Source organism: Arthrobacter sp. LjRoot78 (genome assembly GCF_964254335.1).
GTDB lineage: Bacteria > Actinomycetota > Actinomycetes > Actinomycetales > Micrococcaceae > Arthrobacter.
In genome coordinates this window covers 2,311,696-2,337,057 of sequence record NZ_CAXUTG020000001.1, presented here as the reverse complement: position 1 = coordinate 2,337,057, position 25,362 = coordinate 2,311,696, and the positions used below count along the sequence as shown (strand labels likewise).

General features: G+C 64.7%; 22 protein-coding genes. 10 read left to right on the top strand and 12 right to left on the bottom strand.

Translation table 11 applies throughout. The features are described 5' to 3' along the window. Positions 1-4: 4 nt before the first annotated feature. A complete protein-coding gene (gene glgA / locus ACSQ1X_RS10795) occupies positions 5-1,201 on the bottom strand; it encodes a glycogen synthase (RefSeq protein ID WP_055806626.1) in 1,197 nt (398 codons plus the stop codon). A 102-nt stretch (positions 1,202-1,303) separates the two neighbouring features. Here glgA and glgC point away from each other — a divergent pair, with 102 nt between their 5' ends. From glgC to ACSQ1X_RS10780, 3 genes are all read left to right on the top strand, one after another. Beyond that, positions 1,304-2,701, top strand: coding sequence for a glucose-1-phosphate adenylyltransferase (gene glgC / locus ACSQ1X_RS10790; RefSeq protein ID WP_055805790.1), 1,398 nt, complete (start codon positions 1,304-1,306; stop codon positions 2,699-2,701). A gap of 68 nt (positions 2,702-2,769) precedes the next feature. Continuing rightward, positions 2,770-4,221: an SDR family NAD(P)-dependent oxidoreductase gene (locus ACSQ1X_RS10785; RefSeq protein WP_055805791.1), complete on the top strand. Its 1,452-nt coding sequence runs from the start codon at positions 2,770-2,772 to the stop codon at positions 4,219-4,221. Between the two features lie 120 nt (positions 4,222-4,341). Continuing rightward, positions 4,342-4,806: a pyridoxamine 5'-phosphate oxidase family protein gene (locus ACSQ1X_RS10780; RefSeq protein ID WP_055805794.1), complete on the top strand. Its 465-nt coding sequence runs from the start codon at positions 4,342-4,344 to the stop codon at positions 4,804-4,806. Between the two features lie 73 nt (positions 4,807-4,879). Here ACSQ1X_RS10780 and ACSQ1X_RS10775 read toward each other — a convergent pair whose 3' ends face one another. Then, on the bottom strand, positions 4,880-5,323 hold the full coding sequence (locus tag ACSQ1X_RS10775; protein ID WP_436057669.1) for a universal stress protein: 444 nt from the start codon (positions 5,321-5,323) through the stop codon (positions 4,880-4,882). A gap of 271 nt (positions 5,324-5,594) precedes the next feature. Between ACSQ1X_RS10775 and ACSQ1X_RS10770 the strand changes: the two genes are divergently transcribed. Further along, positions 5,595-6,359, top strand: coding sequence for a response regulator (locus tag ACSQ1X_RS10770; RefSeq protein WP_436057668.1), 765 nt, complete (start codon positions 5,595-5,597; stop codon positions 6,357-6,359). Here the strand turns inward: ACSQ1X_RS10770 and ACSQ1X_RS10765 are convergent. Continuing rightward, a complete protein-coding gene (locus ACSQ1X_RS10765; RefSeq protein ID WP_436059328.1) occupies positions 6,356-8,053 on the bottom strand; it encodes a GAF domain-containing sensor histidine kinase in 1,698 nt (565 codons plus the stop codon). The two genes, ACSQ1X_RS10770 and ACSQ1X_RS10765, sit on opposite strands and share 4 nt — an antisense overlap. Before the next feature lie 154 nt (positions 8,054-8,207). On the opposite strand from ACSQ1X_RS10765, the gene ACSQ1X_RS10760 reads away from it, so the two are divergent. After that, entirely contained in the window at positions 8,208-8,693 is a 486-nt protein-coding gene (locus tag ACSQ1X_RS10760) for a pyridoxamine 5'-phosphate oxidase family protein (protein ID WP_436057667.1), read from the top strand. Between the two features lie 19 nt (positions 8,694-8,712). Here ACSQ1X_RS10760 and ACSQ1X_RS10755 read toward each other — a convergent pair whose 3' ends face one another. From ACSQ1X_RS10755 to ACSQ1X_RS10745, 3 genes are all read right to left on the bottom strand, one after another. Then, positions 8,713-9,564 carry a transglutaminase family protein gene (locus tag ACSQ1X_RS10755; protein WP_436057666.1) on the bottom strand — a complete coding sequence of 284 codons (852 nt, stop codon included), beginning with the start codon at positions 9,562-9,564 and terminating at the stop codon, positions 8,713-8,715. Next, positions 9,561-10,487, bottom strand: coding sequence for an alpha-E domain-containing protein (locus ACSQ1X_RS10750; RefSeq protein WP_011691978.1), 927 nt, complete (start codon positions 10,485-10,487; stop codon positions 9,561-9,563). The genes ACSQ1X_RS10755 and ACSQ1X_RS10750 overlap by 4 nt, the downstream gene beginning before the upstream one ends. A gap of 81 nt (positions 10,488-10,568) precedes the next feature. After that, positions 10,569-12,125, bottom strand: a complete 1,557-nt coding sequence (locus ACSQ1X_RS10745; protein WP_028269258.1) for a circularly permuted type 2 ATP-grasp protein — start codon at positions 12,123-12,125, stop codon at positions 10,569-10,571. A 233-nt stretch (positions 12,126-12,358) separates the two neighbouring features. Between ACSQ1X_RS10745 and ACSQ1X_RS10740 the strand changes: the two genes are divergently transcribed. Further along, a complete protein-coding gene (locus ACSQ1X_RS10740; protein ID WP_436057665.1) occupies positions 12,359-13,369 on the top strand; it encodes a YeiH family protein in 1,011 nt (336 codons plus the stop codon). Positions 13,370-13,446: 77 nt separating this feature from the next. After that, positions 13,447-16,056, top strand: a complete 2,610-nt coding sequence (gene pepN / locus ACSQ1X_RS10735) for an aminopeptidase N (protein WP_436057664.1) — start codon at positions 13,447-13,449, stop codon at positions 16,054-16,056. Here pepN and ACSQ1X_RS10730 read toward each other — a convergent pair. From ACSQ1X_RS10730 to ACSQ1X_RS10710, 5 genes are all read right to left on the bottom strand, one after another. Then, positions 16,053-17,159, bottom strand: coding sequence for a lipoate--protein ligase family protein (locus ACSQ1X_RS10730; RefSeq protein ID WP_436057663.1), 1,107 nt, complete (start codon positions 17,157-17,159; stop codon positions 16,053-16,055). The genes pepN and ACSQ1X_RS10730 overlap by 4 nt on opposite strands. Before the next feature lie 90 nt (positions 17,160-17,249). Next, entirely contained in the window at positions 17,250-17,507 is a 258-nt protein-coding gene (locus tag ACSQ1X_RS10725; RefSeq protein ID WP_011691973.1) for a type B 50S ribosomal protein L31, read from the bottom strand. A gap of 188 nt (positions 17,508-17,695) precedes the next feature. Beyond that, the gene (locus ACSQ1X_RS10720) at positions 17,696-18,505 is read right to left on the bottom strand and encodes a TrmH family RNA methyltransferase (protein WP_436057662.1); all 810 of its coding nucleotides are present in this window, start codon (positions 18,503-18,505) and stop codon (positions 17,696-17,698) included. Between the two features lie 47 nt (positions 18,506-18,552). Further along, on the bottom strand, positions 18,553-19,338 hold the full coding sequence (locus tag ACSQ1X_RS10715) for a sulfite exporter TauE/SafE family protein (RefSeq protein ID WP_055805819.1): 786 nt from the start codon (positions 19,336-19,338) through the stop codon (positions 18,553-18,555). Positions 19,339-19,356: 18 nt separating this feature from the next. Next, the gene (locus tag ACSQ1X_RS10710; RefSeq protein WP_055805822.1) at positions 19,357-20,142 is read right to left on the bottom strand and encodes an ABC transporter ATP-binding protein; all 786 of its coding nucleotides are present in this window, start codon (positions 20,140-20,142) and stop codon (positions 19,357-19,359) included. 122 nt (positions 20,143-20,264) lie between these two features. Here ACSQ1X_RS10710 and serB point away from each other — a divergent pair, with 122 nt between their 5' ends. Then, positions 20,265-21,158, top strand: a complete 894-nt coding sequence (serB, locus tag ACSQ1X_RS10705) for a phosphoserine phosphatase SerB (protein WP_436057661.1) — start codon at positions 20,265-20,267, stop codon at positions 21,156-21,158. A 105-nt stretch (positions 21,159-21,263) separates the two neighbouring features. On the opposite strand, the gene ACSQ1X_RS10700 is transcribed toward serB, so the two are convergent. Beyond that, the gene (locus ACSQ1X_RS10700; protein ID WP_055805828.1) at positions 21,264-22,025 is read right to left on the bottom strand and encodes an SDR family oxidoreductase; all 762 of its coding nucleotides are present in this window, start codon (positions 22,023-22,025) and stop codon (positions 21,264-21,266) included. A 203-nt stretch (positions 22,026-22,228) separates the two neighbouring features. On the opposite strand from ACSQ1X_RS10700, the gene ACSQ1X_RS10695 reads away from it, so the two are divergent. Together ACSQ1X_RS10695 and ACSQ1X_RS10690 are read left to right on the top strand one after the other, a co-directional pair. Beyond that, complete coding sequence (locus ACSQ1X_RS10695) at positions 22,229-22,609, top strand: DUF5655 domain-containing protein (protein WP_436057660.1); 381 nt, start codon at positions 22,229-22,231, stop codon at positions 22,607-22,609. 134 nt (positions 22,610-22,743) lie between these two features. Next, positions 22,744-25,356, top strand: a complete 2,613-nt coding sequence (locus ACSQ1X_RS10690; protein ID WP_436057659.1) for an AMP-binding protein — start codon at positions 22,744-22,746, stop codon at positions 25,354-25,356. Positions 25,357-25,362 lie beyond the last annotated feature (6 nt).

Here is a 25,362-nt window from a genome sequence, read left to right as displayed (position 1 = left end):
CCGTTTAGGCAAGGACCGAGCGGTACACCTCAAGGGTGGTTTGCGTGATGGAGTCCCAGGAGAAGTGCTCCTCCGCGCGGCGGCGGCCGGCCTGTCCCATGGCGCGGGCGCGCTCGGGGTCGGACACCACCTCGGTCAAGGCGGCTGCGAATTCGTTGACGAACTTCTCCGGATCCAGCGGGGTTCCGGTGCCGTCGGTGACCTGTTCCAGATCCACTAGCAGTCCGGTTTCGCCGTGCTGGACCACTTCCGGGATCCCGCCGGTGGCGCTGGCCACCACGGCCGCACCGCAGGCCATGGCCTCGAGGTTGACGATCCCCAGCGGTTCGTAGATGGACGGGCAGGCAAAGGCGGTTGCGTGGCTGAGGACCTGGATCAGTTCGTTGCGCGGAAGCATCCGTTCAATAAGGACAACTCCGCTGCGCTGACTCTGCAGCTCCTCGATCAGGCGGGCAGTTTCCGCGGCGAGCTCGGGAGTGTCCGCCGCGCCGAGGCACAGCACCAGCTGGACATCCGCCGGCAGCTTGGCCGCGGCACGCAGCAGGTACGGAACACCCTTCTGGCGGGTGTTGCGGCCTACGAACACCACGCTGGGCAGGGCCGGATCGATGCCCAGGGCGCGGATGGCGTCATCGGCCTCGTCACGCTGCCAGAGTTCGACGTCAATGCCGTTATGCACCACGCGGACCTTGGCCGGATCCACATCGGGGTAGCTGCGCAGGATGTCCTGCCGCATCCCTTCGGACACGGCGATGATGGCAGCGGCGGCCTCGTAGGCGGTCTTTTCCACCCAGGAGGACAAGGCGTAGCCGCCCCCGAGCTGTTCGGCTTTCCACGGCCGGAGCGGCTCCAGGCTATGGGCGCTCAACACATGCGGGATGCCGTGCAGCAGCGAGGCCAGGTGGCCCGCCATGTTGGCATACCAGGTGTGCGAATGCACAAGGTCGGCCCCCGCGATGTCCGGCACGATGCGCAGATCGACCCCGAGCGTCTGGACGGCGGCGTTGGCGGCTCCCAGATCCTCCGGAACGGAGTAGGACGTCACCTTCGCCCCGTGATAGTCGGGATCCCGGGGCGCCCCGAAGGCCCGCACCTGCAAATCCACATGCTTGGCCAGCACGCGGCTCAGTTCAGCCACATGGACCCCGGCGCCACCGTAAATCTCGGGCGGGAACTCTTTAGTCACAATGTCTATTCGCACGATACCCAAGGTAGTCCTTACGGCGTATCTGTTCTAGTGTGAAGGGGTCCGGGCGTGCCGGACTATTGGGGAAAGATACGAAGGCGTACAGGAGCGACCACCATGCCGTTGAATAAGAAAGTCCTGGCCATTGTCCTCGCAGGCGGCGAGGGCAACCGTCTGATGCCATTGACGGCGGACAGGGCCAAACCCGGCGTGCCTTTTGCCGGAAGCTATCGGCTGATTGACTTTGCACTTTCCAACCTCGTGAATTCCCGTTATTTGCAGATTGTGGTGCTCACGCAATACAAATCCCACAGCCTGGACCGGCACATTTCCGAAACGTGGCGGATGTCCACGCAGCTGGGAAACTACATTGCTTCCGTCCCCGCGCAGCAGCGTGTGGGCAAGAGCTGGTTCCTTGGCAGCGCTAATGCCATTTACCAGTCCCTGAACCTGATCCATGACGCCAACCCGGACATCGTGGTCGTCGTCGGTGCGGACCACGTCTACCGCATGGACTTCGCGCAGATGGTGGAGCAGCACGTCGCCAGCGGCGCCAAGGCAACGGTGGCCGCCGTCCGCCAGCCCCTCAACATGGCCGACCAGTTCGGCGTCATCGAAGTGGACCAGAACGATCCCCAGAAGATTGCGGCCTTCGTGGAGAAGCCGTCCTCAACTCCGGGCCTGGCCGCTGATCCGACGCAGTTCCTGGCTTCCATGGGTAACTACGTGTTCGATGCCGATGCCCTGGTGGACGCCTTGCATGTTGACGCCGAGCGCCTCGACACTAAGCACGATATGGGTGGCGACATCATTCCGTACTTCGTCAACAAAGGCGAAGCAGGCGTTTATGACTTCACGCTGAACGACATTCCGGGTTCCACCGAACGGGACCGGACTTACTGGCGCGACGTGGGCACCATCGACTCCTTCTACGATGCGCACATGGACCTTATTTCCCCGATGCCGGTTTTCAACCTGTACAACTCGGAATGGCCCATTTACACCCGGCAGAGCATTTCCCCGCCGGCAAAGTTCGTTCGCGGCAAGGGAAACACCGTGGGTACGGCGCTCGATTCGATCGTGGCCAGCGGCGTGGTGATCTCCGGCGGCATCGTGGAGGGTTCAGTCCTGTCCAACGACGTCTACGTGGGTACGTCCAGCCGGGTGGTTGATTCGGTCCTGATGGACAAGGTCCAGATCGGCGAAGGAGCCGTAGTCAACCGCGCCATCATCGACAAAAACGTCAAAGTACCCGCCGGCGCAGCGATCGGCCTGGACCCGGAGCGCGACCGGGCCCGCGGGTTCAAAGTCACCGATTCGGGCATCACCGTGCTGTCCAAGGGCCAGGAAGTCCCCGAGCCGGACGACGCCGAACGCGCACTGTCCGCCGCCAACCTTCACTTGGTCCCCAACGCGATAAAGGCGGCAACGGAAAACTACCCGGCTGTGCGGGACACCGTGACCAAGCTGGGCGAAGCCCACGCAGCGACGCTGGGTGTGACGGTCGCCGACTAGGACCCGGATCCCTATCCCCCGAAACCTGACGGCAGGCCGAAGGATTCCCAGGCTGTAAAATTGGACCAATGAACACCGCCGATTTGACGCCTGAGGACATCCAGGCCTGCCTCAAGGTTCTCAACACCATCCACGCCTACGACGAGGAACACCCTGACTACGTCTCGGTGCGCCGCGCCACGGGCAAGATGTTCAAGGCTGTCAAACGCCACCGCCGGGTCACGAAACGCGACCTGATCGCGGAATCGGACCGGGCAGTGATCGCCCAGACGGCCACGGCTGCACCCGACCGGATCGACGACGAAACCCGCGGGAACAAACTGGAACCCTCAGCGACGGGGAAAGTTGCCGGGCACCTCATCAGGTCCCGCCCCTGCTACATCTGCAAGAACCACTACACGCAGGTTGACGCTTTCTATCATCAGTTGTGCCCTGAGTGTGCTGCCTTCAGCCACAGCAAGCGTGATGCGCGCACCGACCTCACAGGCCGGCGCGCTCTGCTCACGGGAGGGCGCGCAAAAATCGGCATGTACATTGCGCTGCGGCTGCTCCGCGACGGCGCCCACACCACGATTACCACGCGGTTCCCGAAGGATGCTGCACGTCGCTTCGCGGCCATGGAGGACAGCGGTGACTGGCTCCACCGGCTCCGGATTGTGGGCATCGACCTCCGTGATCCCTCCCAGGTGATGGCCCTGACCGACTCCCTCGACGCCGCGGGGCCCCTGGACATCATCATCAACAACGCCGCCCAGACCGTCCGCCGGTCCGGGAACGCGTACAAACCCCTGGTTGATGCCGAGGACGAGCCCTTGCCGACAGCCCTTGAAGTAGCCAATGGCGGCCCGGAACTGGTGACGTTCGGCCATGCCCATGACAAACACCCGCTCGCCCTTGCCAGCAGCGTCATGGAGCACCCCGTCCTGGCCGGGGATGCCATCACCTCCCTTGCCCTCTCGACAGGCTCGGCATCGCTGGAACGCATTGCCTCCGGCACGGCCATTGACGCCGGCGGACTGGTCCCGGATCTTGCCGCGATCAATAGCTGGACCCAAGTGGTGGACGAAGTGGATCCGCTGGAAATGCTCGAGGTGCAGCTCTGCAACGTCACGGCGCCCTTCCTGCTGGTCAGCCGGCTGCGTGCAGCCATGAAGCGCTCCACCGCGCACCGGAAGTACATCGTGAACGTCTCGGCCATGGAGGGCCAGTTCTCACGCGCCTACAAGGGCCCGGGCCACCCCCATACGAACATGGCCAAAGCGGCGCTGAACATGATGACCCGGACCAGTGCGCAGGAAATGCTTGATTCCGACGGCATCCTGATGACCGCGGTGGACACCGGGTGGATTACCGATGAGCGGCCCCACTTCACGAAGGTCAGGCTCATGGAGGAAGGCTTCCATGCGCCGCTGGACCTCGTGGACGGTGCAGCCAGGGTCTACGACCCGATTGTCATGGGCGAAAACGGCGAGGACCAGTACGGCGTCTTCCTCAAGGACTACAAGCCCAGCCCCTGGTAGGCGCCACAATCCTGGTAAGGCGCAACAACGTAGCTCGTCCGCTATCAGAGGCTGTTGTGGTGCCGCAAGGGGCCCTATGGCCCTAATGGGCATGGCGGCAGGACCGTAACGTGGGTTTACATGAACAACATGACGCCGCCCGAAGGCCAGCTGTCCATTGACCAGTGCTGGGTCATGCTCGACACGGAGACGGTGGGAAGGATCGCCCTCATTGTCGACGGCCACCCCGAGATCTTCCCGGTGAACTTCGTGCTCCAGCGCCGCAGCATCGTCTTCCGCACTGCAGGCGGGACCAAGCTCTGGGCTGCCATGACCGCCAAGCCCGTGGCTTTCGAAATCGACGGCTATGACGCCCATGAAGAGATGGCCTGGAGCGTCGTTGCCCGCGGCGAAGCCGAACTGATCGAGGCCAAGGACGAAAAGGACGAGGTTGATGCCCTCTTCCTGGAACCATGGCAGCCCGGCGACAAGGACTACTACGTCAGGGTCGCGCCAAAGGCCCTGACCGGCCGGCGATTCAAGGTCAAGAAGCCGGACCTGTGGAACACCCGGCTCTCCGATCCCCGGCGCGCGGCTTTCGAGTAGGCAGCGCGGCCTTCGGATAGCGCGCACGCCCGGCCGCCGGCATCGACATTCGCCGGCGTCTACATTCCGCGTGTCAGCGCTTCTCCGGGGTATGCACCACCAGCACCGGGCAATGCGCGTGCGCAACGCAGGCAGAACTCACGGACCCTAGCAGCAGGCCCCCGAAGCCGCCGTGGCCGCGGCGGCCGACCACCAGCATGTCCGCGGTCCGGCTGGCGTCAATGAGGGTATGACGCGGGCGCCCCTGCACCAGCCGGGTCTCGACGTTCGGCGGTGTCTCCGGCCCGAAGGCCTTGGCTACGGATTCGTTCAGGATCTCCCCGGCACGGACATCGAAGTCGTTAATGCCCATGGCCACGTAGCCGTCGTATACGGGCGGGTAATCCCAGCACGCCAGCGCGACAACCTGGGCTCCGAGTTGCTCCGCAAGGCCCTGCCCCCGCTTCAGGGCTTCCACCGAAGCGTCCGAACCATCCACTCCGACAACGATGGTACGGACATCCCTGGCCTCATTCATGTCGTTCCCTTTCGCAGGGGCTTTCACGGGTGGAACCCGGCCGCGGACCGGCAGGTGTACTTCAAGGATGTGTGCCGGAACCGCGCGGTGCTAGGGCCTAAAGTCATGCCCGCTGTGGGTCCAAGGACCCTTGTTGCGCCCGGAGGTGTCAACGAGAATGGCAGAGCCGGATGAGGGAAACCGGGTCCGGACAGACATAATGGGATCTGCACCGCACCGCAAGCCGGTTGCGGACCGATGATGGCGGCTCCGGCCGCCGGACAGGAGGACCATGATTCCTCGGGCAGACCAAGGTCCCACCGCACAGGACGCGAACACCGACCTGATCCGTGTGTTCATCCTCGATGACCATGAACTTGTCAGGCGCGGGCTTCAGGAGCTCCTTGAGGGCGAGGGTTTCCAAGTTGTGGGCAGCTCAGGTTCCGCTGTCGAGGCAACGCGGCGCATTCCCGCTCTGCACCCCGACGTTAGCGTGCTCGACGCCCGGCTTCCGGACGGCACGGGCATTGAAGTCTGCCGGGATGTCCGGTCGGTGGACCCGAATCTTAACTGCCTGATCCTGACGAGTTTCGACGATGAGCAGGCCCTGCGGGGCGCGGTACTCGCCGGCGCCCGCGGTTACGTTCTGAAGGAAATCGGCGGCACTGACCTCATCGGGGCACTCCGGCGTGCGGCTGCCGGTGAGTCGCTGTTCGACGACGGCGTGGCGGCCAGCGTCGTCGAAAGCCTCGTCACGCCCCAGCAGGTGGACCCGAGGATTGCCGGGCTGACACCGCAGGAACGGCGCGTCCTGGAGCTCGTGGGCGGCGGCCTGACGAACCGGCAGATTGCTGCGGAAATGTTCCTGGCGGAGAAGACCGTTAAGAACTACGTGTCCTCGCTGCTGGCAAAACTTGGGTTTGAACGGCGGACGCAGGCTGCGGTGTATATTGCCAACAGCTCCATGCCGGCTGCGTCGTCTTCAGGGCACTCCGCTGCGGCACATTCGTCCTCGGCCCACTCGGCCGGCACCGATTCCGACGGGCACAGGCACTAAAGCGGAACCGACCACTCGAGGCTGGTGCCCGCACCTGGCGCGCCGGTGATGGTGCACGTTCCCTCCAGCATCCTCGCGCGCTCCTCCATGTTGTTGAGACCGTTGCGCTTCGTGGAACCGTTGAACCCGCTGCCGTTGTCCGTGACCAGGACCGTCATCCTGCCGTCCAGGGCAGAAACGGACACCTCGATCGAGTCCGCTCCCGAATGGCGGATGGCGTTGCTCAGCCCCTCTGAAACTACGGCCACCACATGTTCGGCCTTGTCCGGGAGGACTGAGTCAACCGGGCCTTCCAGCATGAGTCCGGGCGCAAAGGGCAGTGACTTGGCCGCGCTCCGGGTGACGCGGCGGAGCCGCGCGCTGAGCAATTCCGTATCGCCGTTGCCGGTCCTCAGCGAGTAGATGGTATCCCGGAGGCTGCGGATGGCCTCATCGAGTTCCCCGGTGACGGCGCGGATCCGATCCAGGGCAAGTTCTTCCTTCGTGAAGCGGTTCAGGCTTTGGACGCTCAGGCCGGCGGCGAAGAGCCGCTGGATTACGAGGTCATGAAGGTCGCGGGCAATACGGTCGCGATCGGTGTACACCAACAGTTCTTCCCGCAGGCGGTGGACCCTGGCGAGTTCCAGCGCCAACGCGACATGGGACCCAAAAACAGCGCCCATCTCCACATCGATCCGGCCGTACGGGCCGGCCCCGGAATCCCGGACGAGGAGGAGCAGGCCGTGATGGGCGCCCTGGGTGCTGAGTGCCACCGCAAGCAGCGGTCCGGCCACAGTACCTTCCAACACTCCTAGCACGTCGGCGGCGTTGTCCACGAGAAGGGGGTCGCCTCCGGAGAGTACGCCCCGGAGCGTTTCCGAATCCAGGGACAACGGCAAGCGGGAAAACAGCTCAGCGCCTTCGCCGTCGGCCCCGGCCACGACATAGCCGTCGCCGTCTGCCGCGGGTTCCACGATCAGGGCCAGCTTGGATCCGGACTCTCGAAGGGCCCTCCCGGCGATGGGACCAAGCCCGGCGGAGTGGGCGGGATCGGTCCCCAGCATCAGCCCGGCAACATCCATGCAGGCCTCAAGCCATTGGGCACGCCGCCTGGCGTCGTCGTAGAGCCGCGCATTTTCGATGGCTACGCCGGCGGCTGCCGCGAGGGCAACGGCCAACTCTTCATCCTCCACCGTGAAGTCGCCGCCGCCCACCTTTTCCGTCAGATACAGGTTTCCGAAGACAACGTCCCGGACCCGGACCGGAACGCCAAGGAATGACTGCATCGGCGGATGGTGTTTGGGAAAGCCGTAGGCCTCGGGATGGATCCTCAGGTCATGAAGCCGCAGTGGCCGGGGGTCGGAGATCAGTAATCCCAAGACGCCATGGCCGGTGGGGAGGGGGCCGATCTGCTTGGCGAGTTCGCCGTCGATCCCGACCGTTATGAAGTGGCTGAGGGCGCGGTCATCCCCGATGACACCCAAGGCACCGTAGCGGGCGCGCAGTAGCTGGCAGGCTGACTGGACAACCCGTTCCAGGACGGCGTCGAGACTCAAGTCCTCTGCAACGGCAACCACCGCTTCGAGCAGGCCACCCATGCGTTCCTGGAACTGGAGGAGTTCACCGGCCCGGGAAACAAAGTCCTTGAGCAAGTCCTCGATCCTGGTGCCGCTTGGCGCGGTGTATCGCCCCGGGGCGTCGCCATCGGCATGCATATCCACAAACCACTCCTGACCGCGTCCGTCCGCTCCGGCGTCGTGAGGCCAGAATACCGTTAAGGCAATCATCATGGGGCGAGGGGGTGTCGATTTGGCGGCAGGGACCTTGGGCCCTAGCTTTCCGGACCTACCCTCGCTTAGGCTCGGCGTCATGAGCACTGATCCTAAACCGGGCGCTGACCATCCGCACGAAGTCGAAAACCTTGACAACCACGAATGCTGGCGTTTGCTGCGGAGCGTCTCAGTGGGCCGGCTGGCAGTCTGGGTCGAGGACCACCCGGACATCTTCCCCATCAACTACAAGGTGGACCACGGAACTCTCGTCTTCCGCACGGCAGATGGCACCAAGCTGCAGGCAGCCACGGGCGACACTCCTGTTGCCGTGGAGGCAGACGGCGTGGATGCGGACAGCGGCATCGCCTGGAGCGTGGTGATCAAAGGGCAAGCCGCGCCGGTCAAGAACCAGCAGGAGGTTCTGGACACTGTGGGACTGCTGCTTTTCCCCTGGCAGGCCGGCAAGAAAGAGCACTTCGTCCGGATTACACCGGACACGGTCACGGGCAGGCGTTTCAAGGTCACTCCCCCGTTGACCTGGTGGACGCCGCTGGATGACGCCACCAGGTCCGGGTACGAATAAGCCTGCCAGGGCGGCCGGCCTACGCCAGACGGGTGACTTCGACGCTCACGTTCAACGCGGAACCGCCGCCGCCTGACAGGATGCCCTTGAGCGGCGGCACATCCCGGTAATCGCGTCCGCGTGCCACGGTGACATGGAAGTCGCCGGCCGGTTTGTGGTTGGTCGGGTCCCAGCTGCGCCATTCGCCGTCCCACCACTCCAGCCACGCGTGCGACTGGCCTGCCACCGTCTCGCCGATGTCCGCCGTCGAACGCGGGTGAAGGTAACCGGAGACATACCGTGCCGGAATACCGCAGCTGCGCAGCGCGCCGATGGCGAGGTGCGCCAGGTCCTGGCAGACGCCCTGGCGTTGCCCCCAGGCCTGCGCGGCGTTGGTGGTGACGCCGGTTGAGCCTTTCATATAGGTCATCTCGCCGCGCATCCATTCGAAGATGGCCATGGCCGACCCGTGCGGATTCCTGCCTTCGACGATCCCCGGAATGATGCCGAGGACTTCGTCACCGGGACCGCTCAGCCTGGACTGCGGGACCCAGTCGCTGAACTGGTTGAGCGTCTCAGGCGCCTGCAGCACGTCCCACGAGACGATGTCGCCCTCTGCCGGGACGCGCTCTGCGCGGTGGACTTCGACCGTGGTAGTGGCGACCACCTCCAGGTACTCGTGCGGCATTTGCATGTCGAAGGCCGTAACGCGTGTGCCCCAGTAGTCGCGGTAGCTGCTGATGGCGGCCTGCGACGGCGCAACTTTCATGGACGATTCCAGCACTACCTGCTGCGGATCCGTCAGCGGCGTCATGCGGGCTTCGTTGTACGAGAGCGTGACGCGTTTGTTGTACTTGTAGCCGGTTTTATGGATGATGCTCAGCCGGGTCATGAAACTTCTCCCACCCAGGCCAGTTCGTCCGCCTGATTGAAGTACTTACGGGAAATGGCGTCGGACGCCTGCGACACAGCCTTCTGGACGCGCTCCATGTGCTCCGGCAGTTCGGACATGAGGTCGTCCGTACGGTGGAACTCCAGGAAGGTGCGGGCCTGGCCCACGATCCGGCGTGCGTCGTTGATGAAACCGACGCGCTGGGCGGAAGGGTCGAGCTTCGCCAGGCACTCATCAGCATCACGCAGGGCGTAGACGATCGAACGCGGGAACAACCGGTCCAGCAGCAGGAACTCGGCGGCATGCTGGTCCCCGAAGGCGGCCCTGCGGGTCCGGAGGAAGGACTCATATGCCCCGGCGCAGCGGAGCATGTTGACCCATGACATGCCGGCGGAGAGCACATCGCGGGTTGAAAGCATGCGTGCCGTCATGTCGGCACGCTCCAGGGAACGTCCCAGGGCCAGGAACAACCAGCTGTCGTCGTGGCTCACGGTGGTGTCCGCCAGGCCGCTGACCATGGCCGTGCGCTCCAGCACCCAGTGGCAGAACCGGTAGGTGCCGACCACGTCCTTGCGGTGCTGGTTCAGGCCGTAGTACGTGGTGTTCAAGCTTTCCCAGAGCCCGGAGGAAACCGTTTCGCGGGCACGGCGGGCGTTTTCGCGGGCAGCCCCCAACGATCCGGCGATCGATGTGGCGCTCTGTTTGTCGTAGGCGAGGGCGTGCAGCAGCTCCTCGAGGCCGAATTCGTCGCTCTCGGGCCGGGCTCCCATAACAGCCAGGAGTTCCCGGGCCACATTGTCCCGCTCCTCCGTGGGCAGGTGGTTGAGCCGCTCAAGGTGGACGTCCAGGATGCGGGCGGTACCGTCAGCCCGCTCCACATAGCGGCCGATCCAAAATAGGGACTCAGCGATACGGCTAAGCATTCGCGGCTACCTCCTGCGGGTCCGAAATCTGCATGTACATAGAAATGGAAACTGGTGCGGGGAACTCCCGACGGCGGCGGCTCACTGCTGCTGTTCCGTCTGGCGGTCGCGCCAGTTGCTTTCGACCGGCCACACCGAAACCCGCTCGCGGACGGTGATGGACGGCCTGGGCAGGAGCTCCACCGGAACCTCGGGAGAGTCCGACAGCACCCACGTGTCCTTGGACCCGCCACCCTGGCTGGAATTGACGATCAGCGAACCCTCCTTGAGGGCAACGCGCGTCAGTCCGCCCGGAAGCACCCAGACTTCGTCGCCGTCGTTGACGGCGAACGGTCGCAGGTCGACGTGCCGAGGGCCAAACTTATCACCGCTGAGGGTGGGAACCGTAGACAGCTGCAGGACCGGCTGCGCAATCCAGCCACGGGGATCCGCGATGACGCGCTTGCGGAGCGCCTCGAGTTCTTCCTTGGACGCGTCGGGCCCGATGACCAGGCCCTTGCCCCCGGAGCCGTCCACCGGTTTTACCACCAGTTCATCCAGCCTGTCCAGGACGTGCTCACGCGCTTCCTTCTCCTCCAGCCGGAACGTGTCCACGTTGGCGATCACGGGCTCTTCGTTGAGGTAGTAGCGGATGAGGTCGGGCACATAGCTGTAGACGAGCTTGTCGTCGGCCACGCCGTTGCCCACCGCATTGGCGATGGTCACGCCACCGGCGCGGGCCGCATTGACCAGACCGGGGCAGCCCAGCATGGAATCGGCGCGGAACTGCAGCGGGTCGAGGAAGTCGTCGTCAATCCGCTTGTAGATCACGTCAACGCGCTGTTCGCCGGCGGTAGTACGCATGTACACCCGGTTGCCGCGGCAGATGAGGTCGCGGCCCTCAACGAGCTCAACGCCCATGAGACCGGCCAGCAGGGTGTGTTCGAAGTACGCGCTGTTGAACACGCCGGGCGTGAGGACCACTACGGTGGGGTCGTCGACGCCGGACGGTGCTGTCTTGCGGAGTGCCGACAACAGCCGGCGGGGGTATTCCTCCACCGGACGGATCAGTTGCTGGCCGAACGCCTCGGGCAGGCCCTTGGCCATGGCCCGGCGGTTTTCCAGCACATAACTTACGCCGGAGGGTACCCGCACGTTGTCTTCGAGCACCCGAAAGGTTCCCGCAGCGTCACGGACGACGTCGATCCCCGAGATGTGGACGCGCACGCCGCCGGCCGGCTCGAAACCGTGAACCTGGCGATGGAAGTGGGCACTGGTGGTGACGAGCTGGCGCGGGATGACGCCGTCTGCCACCACCGTCATCTTGTCGTAGACGTCATTGAGGAAGGCTTCGAGGGCACGGACCCGCTGGGCCACGCCCTTCTCCAGGACGGTCCACTCATCGGCAGGGATCACCCGGGGGACGATATCCAGGGGAAACGGACGTTCCTCTCCGGCGAAGTCGAAAGTGACACCGCGGTCCAGGAACGTACGCGCCATCGAATCGGCACGGGCAGTGACATCGGTGAGGGAAAGTTCCCGTAGGGCACCGGCGACCTGTCCGTAGGACTTCCTGGCTTCTTGGCCGGGTGCAAACATCTCGTCGTAGGCGCCGGTGCGGCCGGCAGCCTCGGAGTAATCCTGGAATAGGTCAGACATGGTCATTAGCCAACCACCTTTTTGTTTCGAATTCATTACTGATGCCCATTGGGGCGTGTTGAAGCCACCCTTCCGGTTCGTGTTTTTCCGCACTGTTCCGGCAAGGTAGGTGAGTGCCATTGCCCAGATTCCCCGCCGCCCTCCAAGGGCGGATCTCCACACGGATCCCACCCCTGTTGCCGGGACTACTCACTGCCGTTTTCGCCGTCGGGGTGGCCTTTACCGTACACGCAATGGTGCCTGTCCTGCCCGCCATGACCGTCGCCGTGGTGCTGGGCCTGCTCGCTGCGAACCTCCCCGGCACGGGAACCTGGGCGGCGGGGCGGGCGCGTCCGGGGCTCGACTTCGCCGGCAAGCACCTGATGCGGGCCGGGATTGTTTTCCTCGGACTGAAAGTCAGCGTGTTGGACGTCCTGGGGCTTGGCTGGCAGTCGCTGCTGCTGATCACGGGGGTGGTTCTGGTCAGCTTCGTCGGAACATACGGGATTTCCCGGATGTTCCGGCTGACCCGCGATGCCTCCCTGCTCATCTCCACCGGCTTTTCAATCTGCGGCGCCTCAGCCATTGGGGCGATGGCGGCGGTCCGCAGGATCCGCCATGTGGACACCGTCCTGCCGGTTGCACTGGTCACGCTGTGTGGCACGTTGGCCATCGGTGTCCTGCCGCTCCTCCTGCACCCGCTGCAGCTCACTCCTGAAGTGTTCGGCGCGTGGACCGGGGCTTCGGTGCACGACGTCGGCCAGGTGGTGGCCACCGCACAGACCGCAGGCACCGGTGCATTGGCGATCGCCGTCGTCGTGAAGCTGACGCGGGTGATCCTGCTGGCCCCCATGGTGGCCGCTGCGGGGATCCACCAGCGGTCGGCCATCAACCGCGATAAGCGCAACGGGGCTGTGCGGGACGGCGCGGGGACGGACGGGATTGCCCGTGCGGAGCCGGGCGGCCCGGCATCCGACGCCGACGGTGCGGAGCTGCGGATGCCGCCCGTTGTTCCGCTGTTCGTCATTGGATTTGTGGCCATGGTGGGCGTGCGGTCCACCGGGTGGCTGTCCCCCGGTTGGCTGGAGGCCGCGGCCGCCGTGCAGGACCTGCTGCTCGGCACGGCGCTCTTCGGCCTGGGCTCGGCGGTTCGGGTGCGAACCCTGCTCCACACCGGCGCCAGGGCCCTGTTGGCAGCCCTCGCCGCGTGGCTCCTCATCGCCGCCCTGGGCCTTGGGGCTGCCATGCTGATCGTTCAGCCGTAACTGACTGGTCCCACCCGGACAACGGCACGGGAACTGCGGCACCGGTGATCCGGCTTGCGCCATGATTCAATAGCTTGGTGTCGAATGAGAACCTGCAACGCGATGAAGCGGCAAATCGCTCAGCCCTGATCACCACCCATAGCTACGACGTTTCCCTCGACGTCCGCACGGCGCTGGATCCGGAGGTTACCGGCTACACCAGCCGCAGCGTTATCAACTTCTCCGCCCGGGAACCCGGCGGCTCCACATTCCTGGACTTCATCAGCAGAGACGTGCACAGCGTGTTCCTGAACGGGAAGGGGCTGTCCGTCGCCGACGTCGTGGACGGATCCCGTATCCGGCTCGACAACCTGCAGGCCGAAAACCAGGTCACCGTCACCGGGACCGCGCTGTACAGCACATCAGGGGAAGGCATGCACCGCTTCTTCGACCCCGCCGACGGCCAGTGCTACCTCTACACGCAGTACGAGCCGGCTGATGCCCGGCGGGTGTTCGCCAACTTTGAACAGCCCGACCTCAAGGCGGAGTTCACGTTCCATGTGATGGCTCCCTCCGACTGGCAGGTCGCTTCGAACGGCGCCGAGGCAAACCGCACGCAGCTGACCAGCGATCCCGCAACGAGCCGCTGGGACTTCGCACCGACGCGGCGGATGTCCACCTACATCACCACGGTGCTGGCAGGGCCGTACTTCAAGGCGGAGGACCACTGGAGCGGAACCCTGGAGGACGGCACTGCGCTGGAAATCCCGCTGGCGCTCTACTGCCGCAATTCCATGGCAGGATCCTTCGATACCGGGCACCTGTTCCAGCTCACCAAGCAGGGTCTCGGATTCTTCAACAACCTCTTCGACTACCCCTACCCCTGGGGCAAGTACGACCAGGCGTTCGTGCCCGAATACAACCTCGGTGCCATGGAGAACCCCGGGCTGGTCACCTTCACCGAAAACTATGTCTTTACGTCCCGGGCCGCCGATTCCCAGTACCAGGCACGCGCCAACACCCTGATGCACGAAATGGCACACATGTGGTTCGGCGACCTCGTAACCATGCAGTGGTGGAACGATCTCTGGCTCAAAGAGTCCTTCGCCGACTACATGGGCACCCTGGGCGTGGACCGCGCCACGGACTGGGACACCGCCTGGGTGAACTTCGCCAATAACCGCAAGGCGTGGGCCTACGTCCAGGACCAGCTGCCCACCACCCACCCGATCGTGGCCGACATTCCCGACCTCGAGGCGGCCAAGCAGAACTTCGACGGCATCACCTACGCCAAGGGCGCGTCCGTGCTGAAGCAGCTGGTGGCCTACGTCGGCTTTGAGGCGTTCATCGCCGGCTCGCGCCGGTATTTCCGGGACCACGAGTACGGCAACACCACCCTGGCGGACCTGCTGGCCGCGCTTGGCGAGGCGTCCGGCCGGGACCTCGCAGCATGGGCCCGCCAGTGGCTGCAGACTTCAGGGATCTCCACCGTCACGGCGGAAATCGAAGAGCACGATGGCGTGCTGGGCAGGGTGGCCCTCGTCCAGGAGGCAGTGGACCCGGTCACCGGACAGCAGGAACTGCGGCCGCACCGTATACGGGTCGGGCTGTACGATTTCGACGCCGACGGGTTGCTGGTCCGCACGGACAGCGTGGAGACGGACCTGACCGGCCAGAGCACGGTGGTCCCGGAACTGGCGGGCAAGCCTGTGCCCGCCCTCCTCCTGGTCAACGACGACGACCTCAGCTATGTGAAGGTCCGCTTCGATCCCCGATCGGAAGCCACCGCGCGGACGTCCCTCGGTGCCCTGCAGGACCCGATGGCGCGGGCGCTCTGCTGGACAGCGCTCTGGGATGCAGCCCGCGACGGTATGGCACCGGCGGACAGCTACGTTGCGGCCGTGGAGAAATTCGGCGCCGCTGAAAACGGAATCGCCGTCCTGCTCAACGTGTTGGGCAACGCTTCGACCGCCGTCGACCGCTATGTCCCGGTTTCCGTGCGGGACTCGGTTCGCAACCGCTTCCTGGACGTGGCTGCCCGGGAACTTGGCGCAGCCCGGCCGGGTTCGGACCACCAGCTTGCCTGGGCAAGGACCCTCGCCGCCACGAGCAGGCAGTCAGCAGGCCGGCTGGACCTCGTGAGGGGGATCCTGGACGGCACAACCGTCGTCGAGGGCCTTGCCGTGGACCCGGAGCTCCGCTGGAGCCTGTGGCATGCCCTGGCGGCCAACGGACAGGCAACGCAAGCTGAACTGGACGCCGAACTTTCCCGTGACACCACGGCTTCGGGCCGCGCGGGCCACGCCACGGCGCTGGCCGCCCGCCCCGAGGCGGCCGTCAAAGCCGCAGCCTGGGATGCCGCCGTCAAAGGCAGCACTCTCTCCAACCAGCTGCTCAGCGCCACGATTGCCGGTTTCAACACGGCACCGGACGGCCTGCTGGACCCGTTTGTGGAACCGTACTTCGAGTGCCTGGAGAACGTCTGGGCGGAGCGCAGCATCGAGATCGCCAGCCGGATTGTCCGGGGGCTCTATCCGGCGGGCCAGGATTTGGACGGCAGCAGTCCGGACACCCACGCCGTGATCGTCCGGACGGACGACTGGCTGGCCGGGCACCCGGAGGCTCCACGGGCGCTTCGCCGCATCGTCATCGAGCAGCGGAGCCACCTGCACCGTTCCCTCACAGCACAGGCTCGCGCACGGGGCTAAGGCACCCGGTGCAGCCATTCCGAGGTGCCGAATTTCGCCGCCACGCGATCACGGGCGGCGGCCAGTTCTCCGTCAGTCAGGACTGATGGTGTGGCCCCGTAGCGGCCGCTGAACACATCGATCATGGCCTCAACAATTTCCGTTCGGGCCAGGCCGGTCTGGCGGCGCAGCGGATCGACGCGCTTTTTGGCACTGGCGGTGCCTTTGTCCGAGAGTTTTTCCTTGCCGATCCGGAGGACCTCTACCATTTTGTCGGCGTCGATGTCGTAGCTCATGGTGACGTGGTGCAGCATGCCGCCGTTGGCCAGGCGCTTCTGGGCGGCACCGCCGATCTTGCCCTGCTCCGTGGCAATGTCGTTGAGGGGGACGTAGAAGGCACTGATGCCCAGTTTCTCCAGTGCAGCCATGACCCAGGCGTCCAGGAAAGCGTAGGAGTCGGCGAAGCTGATGCCGTCCACAAGGGTCTGGGGCAGGTACAGCGAGTAGGTGATGCAGTTGCCCGCTTCCATGAACATGGCTCCCCCGCCGCTGATCCGCCGGACCACGCTGATGCCGTGGCGTGCCACGCCCTCGGGATGGACCTCGTTGCGGACCGACTGGAAACTGCCGATCACAACGGACGGTTCCTCCCAGTCCCAGAACCGGAGGGTCGGGTTACGGCGCCCTGCCCCCACTTCCTCGGTGAGCACTTCGTCCAGGGCAACGTTGATGTGCGTCGGCAGGACCGAGGGCGCGATGACATTCCAGTGGTGGTCTGCCCAGCCGGTCGCCTTCGCGAGGGCCCTGCGGACAGCGATGGACACGGCGTCGGCCGAAAACCCGAAGAGCACGGCGTCTTCGGGGAGGCCGGCGGCCACGGCGGCGGAGATGTCCGCGGCTGCAGTTGTTTCCGATAACCCAGTCAGGGCGCGGTTAATGTCCAACAGCGCTTCATCGGGTTCCAGGAAGAAGTCACCGCTGACGGAAACGTGCGCGAGGCGGCCCCCGACGACGTCGAAATCCACCACAACGAGCTTGCCGCCCGGGACCTTGTACTCACCGTGGCGCCGGCCGCCGTCGTCCGTGCCGTCCGCCGGACCGGTCTCAAAAGGAGGGAATGTCATGCATCCCATCCTGCCCCACCAACGCAAAAGCCCGCATCTTCCGGAATTCCGAAAGATGCGGGCTTTTCCAACTGCCTTGGGGAGAAGTTATTACTTCTTGCCGCCGAAGCCCTTGAAGCGAGCGTTGAAGCGCTCGACGCGGCCTGCGGAGTCCATGATGCGCTGCTTGCCCGTGTAGAACGGGTGGGACTCGGAGGAGATTTCGACGTCGATGACCGGGTAGGTGTTTCCGTCTTCCCATTCGATGGTCTTCTTGGAAGACACAGTCGACTTGGTCAGGAACTTGACGCCGGAAGCCAGGTCGTTGAAAACAACAGCTTCGTACTTCGGGTGAGTATTAGACTTCATAATTGGACCTTCGTTCGCACAACTGGATTTTGCCAGCTGCCAGGTATGAATGGGATGAGGGTGCGGGGCAACGGTGGTTGCTAAAAGCCATGCAAACACCGGGTGTCCGGACCAACACTCAATCCTAGCCTAAACACGGTTTCGGCACGAATCAGAGGGGCGCGAACCGGGCAGTCCGGCGGGCGGGGTCAGCCCTTCGGGCGGAGTTCCCAGAAAGCGACGGCGGAGGCCGCCGCGACGTTGAGCGAATCGACTCCCGCCCGCATGGGAATCTTGACGGCGAGGTCCACGGCGGCGAGCGTCTCCGGGCTCATGCCTGCTCCTTCGGTGCCCAGCACTAGCGCGAGCTTGTCCGGGTTGCGGGCGGCCAGTTCGTCGAGGTCCACGGCGTCTCCCGTGAGTTCCATGGCCGCCACCGTGAAACCCTGCTCCCGGAGGACGCTAAGATCGCCCGGCCACGACTCCAGGCGCGCCCACGGAACCTGGAACACGGTACCCATGCTCACGCGGACACTGCGCCGGTAAAGGGGGTCCCCGCACCGTGGCGAGACCAGCACGGCGTCCACGCCCAGGGCGGCCGCCGACCTGAAGATGGCGCCGACGTTGGTGTGGTCCACGATGTCTTCGAGGACCGCCACCCGGCGTGCACCGGCCAGGAGTTCGGGCAGCGGCACAGGTTCCGGGCGGTGCATGGCCGCCATGGCGCCGCGATGCAGGTGGAATCCGGTGATGTCTTCCAGCAGCGCGGCGCTGCCGACAAACACCGGGACGTCCGGAAACTGGGCAAAGACGTCGGTCAGGTCCTCGAGCCACTTCTCGGCAAGGAAAAAGGAGCGCGGCCGGTGACCTGCAGCCAGGGCGCGCCGGAGCACGCGCGATGATTCCGCGATGTACATGCCTTCTGCGGGTTCCCGGACCTTGCGCAAGTGGACGTCCGTCAGCCGGGTGTAGTCGGACACCCGGGGATCATCAGCGGATTCGAGGTAGTGGAAAGTCACTGGAAGTCATTTCATCGGGACGGGTGATGCATCGGGTCAAGTGATGGTCATTTGAACAGGTTCGCGATCATGAACCCCAGGGCGACGAGGCCCAGCGCGAAGATGACGCCGCGCAGAACGGGCGGGGAAAGCCTCCGGCCCACCTTGGAACCGACGATCCCGCCGATCAGGGAGCTCACCGCGATAATGGCCACAACCGGCCAGTTGATGCGCCCGAATGCGAACAGCAAATAGGACGCCGCCGCCACGATGTTCACCCCGAGGACGAGGATGTTCTTCATGGCGTTGGCGTTCTGGATGGTTCCGGTCATAAACACGCCCAAGATGCCGACCAGGAGGATGCCCTGCGCGGCCACGAAGTAGCCACCGTAGACACCGGCCAGATACACCAGCACGATCAGGAGCACGCCGTGGCGCTTGTCGTTGATCGCGTGCTCGGGGTTTGCCTCCCGGTTGCGCACCCACTGCTGGAGCCGGGGCTGGAAGACTACCATCAGCAGGGCGAGCACAATCAGGGCGGGTGCGGCGTAGTGGAAGACTTTCTCCGGCAGGTGCAGCAGCAGCCAGGCCCCGCTGATGCCGCCCAGCAGGGATGCCGGCAACAGCCGAAGCAATTGCCTGCCGCGTCCCGCGAGTTCTTTCCGGTATCCCCAGGCGCCGGCGGCGTTCCCCGCCACCAGCCCCATGGCATTGCTAATGGAGGCGGTTACCGGGGTAATGCCCAGGGCAATGAGAACGGGGAAGGTGACCAGGGTGCCTGAACCTACAACACTGTTGATGGTTCCGGCCCACAGCCCCGCGAAGAAGATGAAGACGCCGTTGAGTAACTCCACGCTTGGAAGGCCGCCGGGTCAGCGGCGTGCGGTGGCGGCGTAGCGTCCCGCGTTGACCGTGACGTCGAGCGGCAAGCCAAAGGTCTCGCTGAGGTGCTCGGAGGTCAGGACTTCGGCAATGGGACCGGCCGCCACAACGCTGGCATCGCGCATCAGCATCGCGTGGGTGAAGCCCGGCGGAACTTCCTCGAGGTGGTGCGTCACCAGGACAATCGCCGGGGCAGCCTCGTCGCGTGCCAGTTCACTGAGGCGGTGCACCAGGTCCTCGCGGCCGCCGAGGTCCAGCCCTGCCGCGGGCTCGTCCAGGAGAAGCAGTTCCGGGTCAGTCATCAGGGCACGGGCAATCTGGACCCGCTTCCTTTCGCCTTCGGACAGGGACGCGAACGCACGGTTCAGGAGCGGACCCATCCCCCACTCGTTCAGCAGCCGGAACGCACGGCGTTCGTCGTCCTTCTCGTAGCCTTCGCGCCAGCGTCCGGTCACTCCGTAGGCAGCCGTGACCACTACGTTGAGTACTTTCTCCTGCTCGGGAATCTGGTTGGCAAGGGCAGCCGAGGACAGGCCGATGCGGGGCCGGAGTTCAAAAACGTCAACAGCCCCCAGCATCTCTTCCAGGATGCCGGCCATCCCGCTCGTGGGGTGGAGCCGTGCCGCCGCAATCTGGAGCAGAGTGGTCTTGCCCGCGCCGTTGGGTCCGAGGATTACCCAGCGTTCGCCTTCTTTGACCTGCCAGTCCACTTTGTTGAGGAGCGTTTTGGCTCCGCGGACAACGCTGACAGCAGCCATTTCAAGAACATCACTCATAGGAGTAGACACTAGGACAAAACACGGCGCGACTGATAACTGATACACCACGCGCGGGGCCTGCAACAGGGCGGGACGAAACGAATTCGGGTGCCGCGAGTGCGCTGGCTAAGATTGCAGCCATGAGTTCGAACGTGACTGCGGTCAGCTACGGCGTCAAATTGTCCCCTCCGGAACTGGAACACCTCCGTTCCCTGCTGACCGGAGCAGGCGCTTCCTTCTCCGCAGAATCCCGCGGCGGTGACCACCGCTTTGAGGCGTACACAGTGGACTTCTCCGTGGAATCCGGCACCGCTGCCGAGATCGGCGCGCTCCGCCATGCCGTGGCTTCCGCCGGCTTCACCGCGATGGACACGGCCATTGTCCCGGCCGCCCTCCGGGAGGCACCCCGCAAGTTCCTCATCATGGATGTTGATTCCACGCTGATCCAGCAGGAGGTCATCGAGCTGCTGGCCGCCTACGCCGGGAAGAAGGAGGAAGTCACTGCGGTCACCGAAGCGGCCATGCGCGGCGAGCTCGACTTCGCCCAGAGCCTGCATGCCCGGGTGGCGGTCCTCGCCGGGCTGCCGGCCGACGTCGTCGATTCCGTACGGGCCGAGGTGAAACTCAGTGATGGCGCAGCGGAACTTGTGGCAGCGTTCAAAGCGGCAGGTCACGCCGTGGCAGTCGTTTCGGGCGGCTTCAACCAGATCCTGCAGCCCATCGCGGAGGACCTCGGGATGGATCACTGGATCGCCAATGAGCTGGAAATTGTCGACGGCGCGCTGACGGGCAAAGTGCTCGGCGCGGTGATCGACCGTGCGGCGAAGGAGAAGTACCTCCGCGAGTGGGCTGCCGCCGAGGGCATCCCCATGGAACACACCATCGCCGTGGGCGACGGCGCCAACGACCTGGACATGCTTGGTGCCGCCGGAATCGGCGTGGCCTTCAACGCCAAACCCGCGGTGCGCGCAGTCGCGGACGCAGTAGTCAACATGCCCTACCTGGACGCCGTGCGACACATCGCCGGGGTCTGAGGCATTAGCTGCTTGAGGCATTAACCGCGAGATGGCACGCCGCGGCAATGTTCCTGGGAACAATTGCCGCTACGTGCCATCTGGGCGGGCTGGGCGCTTAGGGTCCTAGCCGGCCTGGCCGGTGCTCTTGCCGAAGTAATCGGCACCGCCGGCGTATTCGGTGTGGCCTGTTTCGACGTCGGCAGTCACCATCTTGGCGATTTCCGCGGCGAACTCGGCGACGGAATACAGCTTGCCGGCCTCGGCCCGGCGGGCCTCGATGGCGCCCGGGTTGGAGCGGTCAAGCAGCGTGGCCGTCACGGTTCCTTCGATCATGTCGCCGGAAACCACCACGAAGGAAATGCCCTTGTCGGCAAGGTTCGGGATGAGGGCGCGCAGGGCATCCTCGCCGGCCCGCTTGCTGCGTGCTACCGGCTCGTACTCCGGCATGGTGGGGACCGAATCGATGAAGTGGGCCTGGTGGCTGGTGACAAACACCACGCGGGAGCCTTCCCGCATCAGCGGCACGGCGGCGTTGAGCATGTTGACCTGGGCATCCCGGTTCAGCTTCAGGGCGTAGCCCTCTTCCATGCCCGATTCCATGCCGCCGGACGCGTTGAGAACCAGGACATCGAGCGTGCCGAAGTTTTCCATGGCGGCGCTGGCCAGTGCCTGGACGCCTTCCTGCGTGGTCAGGTCGGCGCCGACCGCCGCGGCACGGCCGCCGGCGGCCTCGATTTCGGCCACAACCTTGTTGGCACGCGGTGCCTTCTGACGATAGTTCACCACGACGGCGGCACCTTCGGCAGCGAGGAGCTTGGCAACATCAGCGCCGATCCCCCTCGACGAACCGGTCACAATGGCAGTCTTGTTGTCCAGCAATCCCATTCGAGCTCCTTTGTTCCAAACGTCCAAAATCTGTCGGTCTGCCATCCATCATGCCAGCGGACGGGAAGAATCCAGTTGTTCAACGTCAACAAAGAAGCGGACCGGGGATAGTTGCGGCGCCGCGCATGCCATTGCTGGGCCCCGGCGGGCCGGCGTAGGCTCGCCGCCATGAAAGCCAGGGACCTCCCGTCAGAAGTCGCGCCATGATGACCCGCGGTGCCGCCGAGGAGTCCACCCCGGAGGAGGTCTTCCGCGGTTCCCCGCTGGGCCTGGAGTTACTGCGGCAGGTGGAGGGCATCCTGGCCGCGTACCCGCCGTCGACCATGAACGCCACCAAAAGCCAGGTGGCGTTCCGCGGACACCGCGGATTTGCCTACATGTGGTGGCCGGCCAGGTACATCAGGTCGGACGTGCCCGCAGTTCTGTCGATAGCTTTGCCGCGACGCATCGATTCGGCCCGGTTCAAGGAAGTGATCAGCCCGGCCCCCGGCGTGTGGATGCATCACCTGGAGCTGCGCTCCCGGGCCGACCTCGACGACGAAGTGGCGGGCTGGCTTGGCGAAGCACGCAGGGAAGCGGGCTGAACCCCGCTCCTGCCGTTGGTGCGGCCAGCTTTAGCCAAGGGTCTGGAGAAATAGGGCATATTTTAGTTTCTTAATTACTCCCCCGGGGCTGTACAGTTTCGGAGTTAGGTAAGCCTAAATCACCTAGGAAATCCATGGTCCTCATCCACAGCCGGCGCACTGGCGCATATCCGGCCGACGCCGACGTTCTTGCCTCCCTGAGTATTCAACCCGACGTTGCGCGGGTGCCCTTCGCTGCTGATCTAGCCAGCCGAGGTGAACGGCCGGCGATCGTTACGGCAGAGCTCGTCCTCACTTACCAGGAGCTCGCAGAACGCGTCGAGGCTTTGCGGCTCCGGCTGGGAACCGCGCGGCGGCTCGTGGCCCTTACTGCCGGCAACGACGTTGCCTCCGTCGTCGGGTACCTCGCGGCGTTGGCGGGCGGCCATCCGCTGATCCTTCTCCCGGAAGACAAACCTGCTGCCTTCGACTCGCTCGTGGCCGCCTACGACCCCGACGTCATCCTGAGATCCGGAGCCGACGGACAGAACCTGCTGGAAGAGCGCCGGGAAGTAACCCGGCACCAGTTGCACCCCGACCTCGCGCTGCTGTTGAGCACGTCGGGCTCCACGGGATCCCCTAAACTGGTCCGGCTTTCCCACGCCAACCTCCAATCCAACGCCGAGTCCATTGCCGACTACCTCGGCATCGGAGAGGACGACCGTGCGATAACAACGCTGCCCATGTCCTACTGCTACGGACTGTCCGTGATCAACAGCTACCTGCTGCGCGGAGCCAGCCTTGTCCTGACAGACCTTTCTGTTGTGGACAGCTGCTTCTGGGAGCTGTTCCGCCGGCATCGCGTCACATCGTTCGCTGCGGTCCCTTACACTTTCGAACTCCTCGACCGCGTGGGGTTCGCCGACATGGAATTGCCCAGCCTCCGCTACATCACGCAGGCAGGCGGCAGGCTGGCGCCCGACACAGTGGCACTCTACGCCGAACACGGCCGGCGGCGCGGGTGGGACCTCTTCGTGATGTATGGGCAGACGGAGGCCACCGCCAGGATGGCTTACCTTCCTCCACGCCTGGCGGCCAGCCGCCCCGGCGCAATCGGAATTCCCGTCCCGGGCGGCACCTTCCGCATCGACCCCGTTCCCGGGCTGGAGGACGGCGAACTTGTCTACACCGGCCCGAATGTGATGCTCGGGTACGCGCAGAGCCCTGAGGATCTCGCGCTGGGCCGGACCATCCGCGAGCTCCGCACCGGCGACCTGGCCAGAACGGATTCCTCGGGCCTGTACGAGGTTGTCGGCCGGCGCAGCCGGTTCGTGAAAATCGTCGGGCTCCGCGTCGACCTCGGGCAGGTCGAACGCATCCTTGCGGACCTCGGCATGGAAGCTGCCTGCGCCGGCACGGACGAAGGGCTCGTCGTCGCTGTCAAGGGCTCCAACGATCTGCACCTCGTGGCCAAGGTCCTGGCCCAGGGCATAGGCCTGCCTCGGGCGGCGCTGGAAGTCTACGGCGTGCCGGAGATTCCGCGCCTCGCTTCGGGCAAGGTGGACTATCAGGGAATCCTGGTCCTCCCGCAGCACAACCGCGTGCCAGTGGAGCCATCAGTTGCTTCCGTCGACGATACCGGCAGCGGGCGGGACAGCGTCAGGAAAATCTTCGAAGCCACACTCGAGCGGACGGACGTGACTGACGGCGACACGTTCGTCTCACTCGGTGGAGACTCACTGTCCTATGTGGCGGCGTCTGTGCGACTCGAACAGATGCTCGGGCACCTTCCGCCTGATTGGCATGTGACACCAGTCCGGGATTTGGAACCGCAGGCCCGGACTCCGCATCATCCCGCACGAAGGCGCTGGTTCGCCCCGACTGATACGAGCATTGTGCTCCGTGCGGTTGCGATCATTCTGATCACCGGTACGCATGTCGGACTGTTCAGCTGGCCGGGTATGGCACACGTGCTGATGGCCGTCGCGGGATTCAATTTTGCCCGCTTCCAGTTGACCGGAGATCGCGTTCCCCGATTGAAGCGGCAACTCGGGAGCCTCTCCCGCGTGGTGATCCCCAGCATGGCCTTCATCACGGTTGCCTACCTGTTAACAGACCGCTATAGCCTGGCGAATATCGTCCTGCTCAACGCAGTCATCGGGCCTGAGGAAGTAACCACCCAATGGCATTTCTGGTTTGTTGAAGTCCTCGTATATGTGCTGCTGGGGATGACGGCGCTGCTCGCCATCCCCTGGGTCGACAAAGCGGAAAGGCGTTTTCCGCTTCTCTTTCCGCTTACCCTCCTGGCGGCAGGGCTCACAACCCGCTACGACCTGGTCGATCCCGGAGTCCCGCACACGGCGCCGGCCTTGTGGCTCTTCGCCCTGGGATGGGCCGTGGCCCGATCCAGGACCTGGGCCCACCGCTGCACGGCATCGGCTATCGCGGCACTCAGCATTCCCGGATTCTTCGACAACCCGGTCCGGGAAATGACCCTCCTCGCCGGAATCCTCGTGCTGATCTGGCTGCCCAGCATCCCCGTACCGCGCGGACTTCAACGGCTCACCGGCCTGCTGGCAAGCTCCTCGCTGTACATCTACCTCGTCCATTGGCTGGTCTATCCGCCAATTTCAGAAGTTAGCCAGGCACTGGCAGTGGCCGCCTCGCTCTGCGCAGGTGTGGCTTACTGGGCTGTATGCAGCCACATACCCCGGCTGCTGACACGTGCGATCGGCTACGGTCGCCGTCGGCCGGGTTACACCCAATAGGCCGGG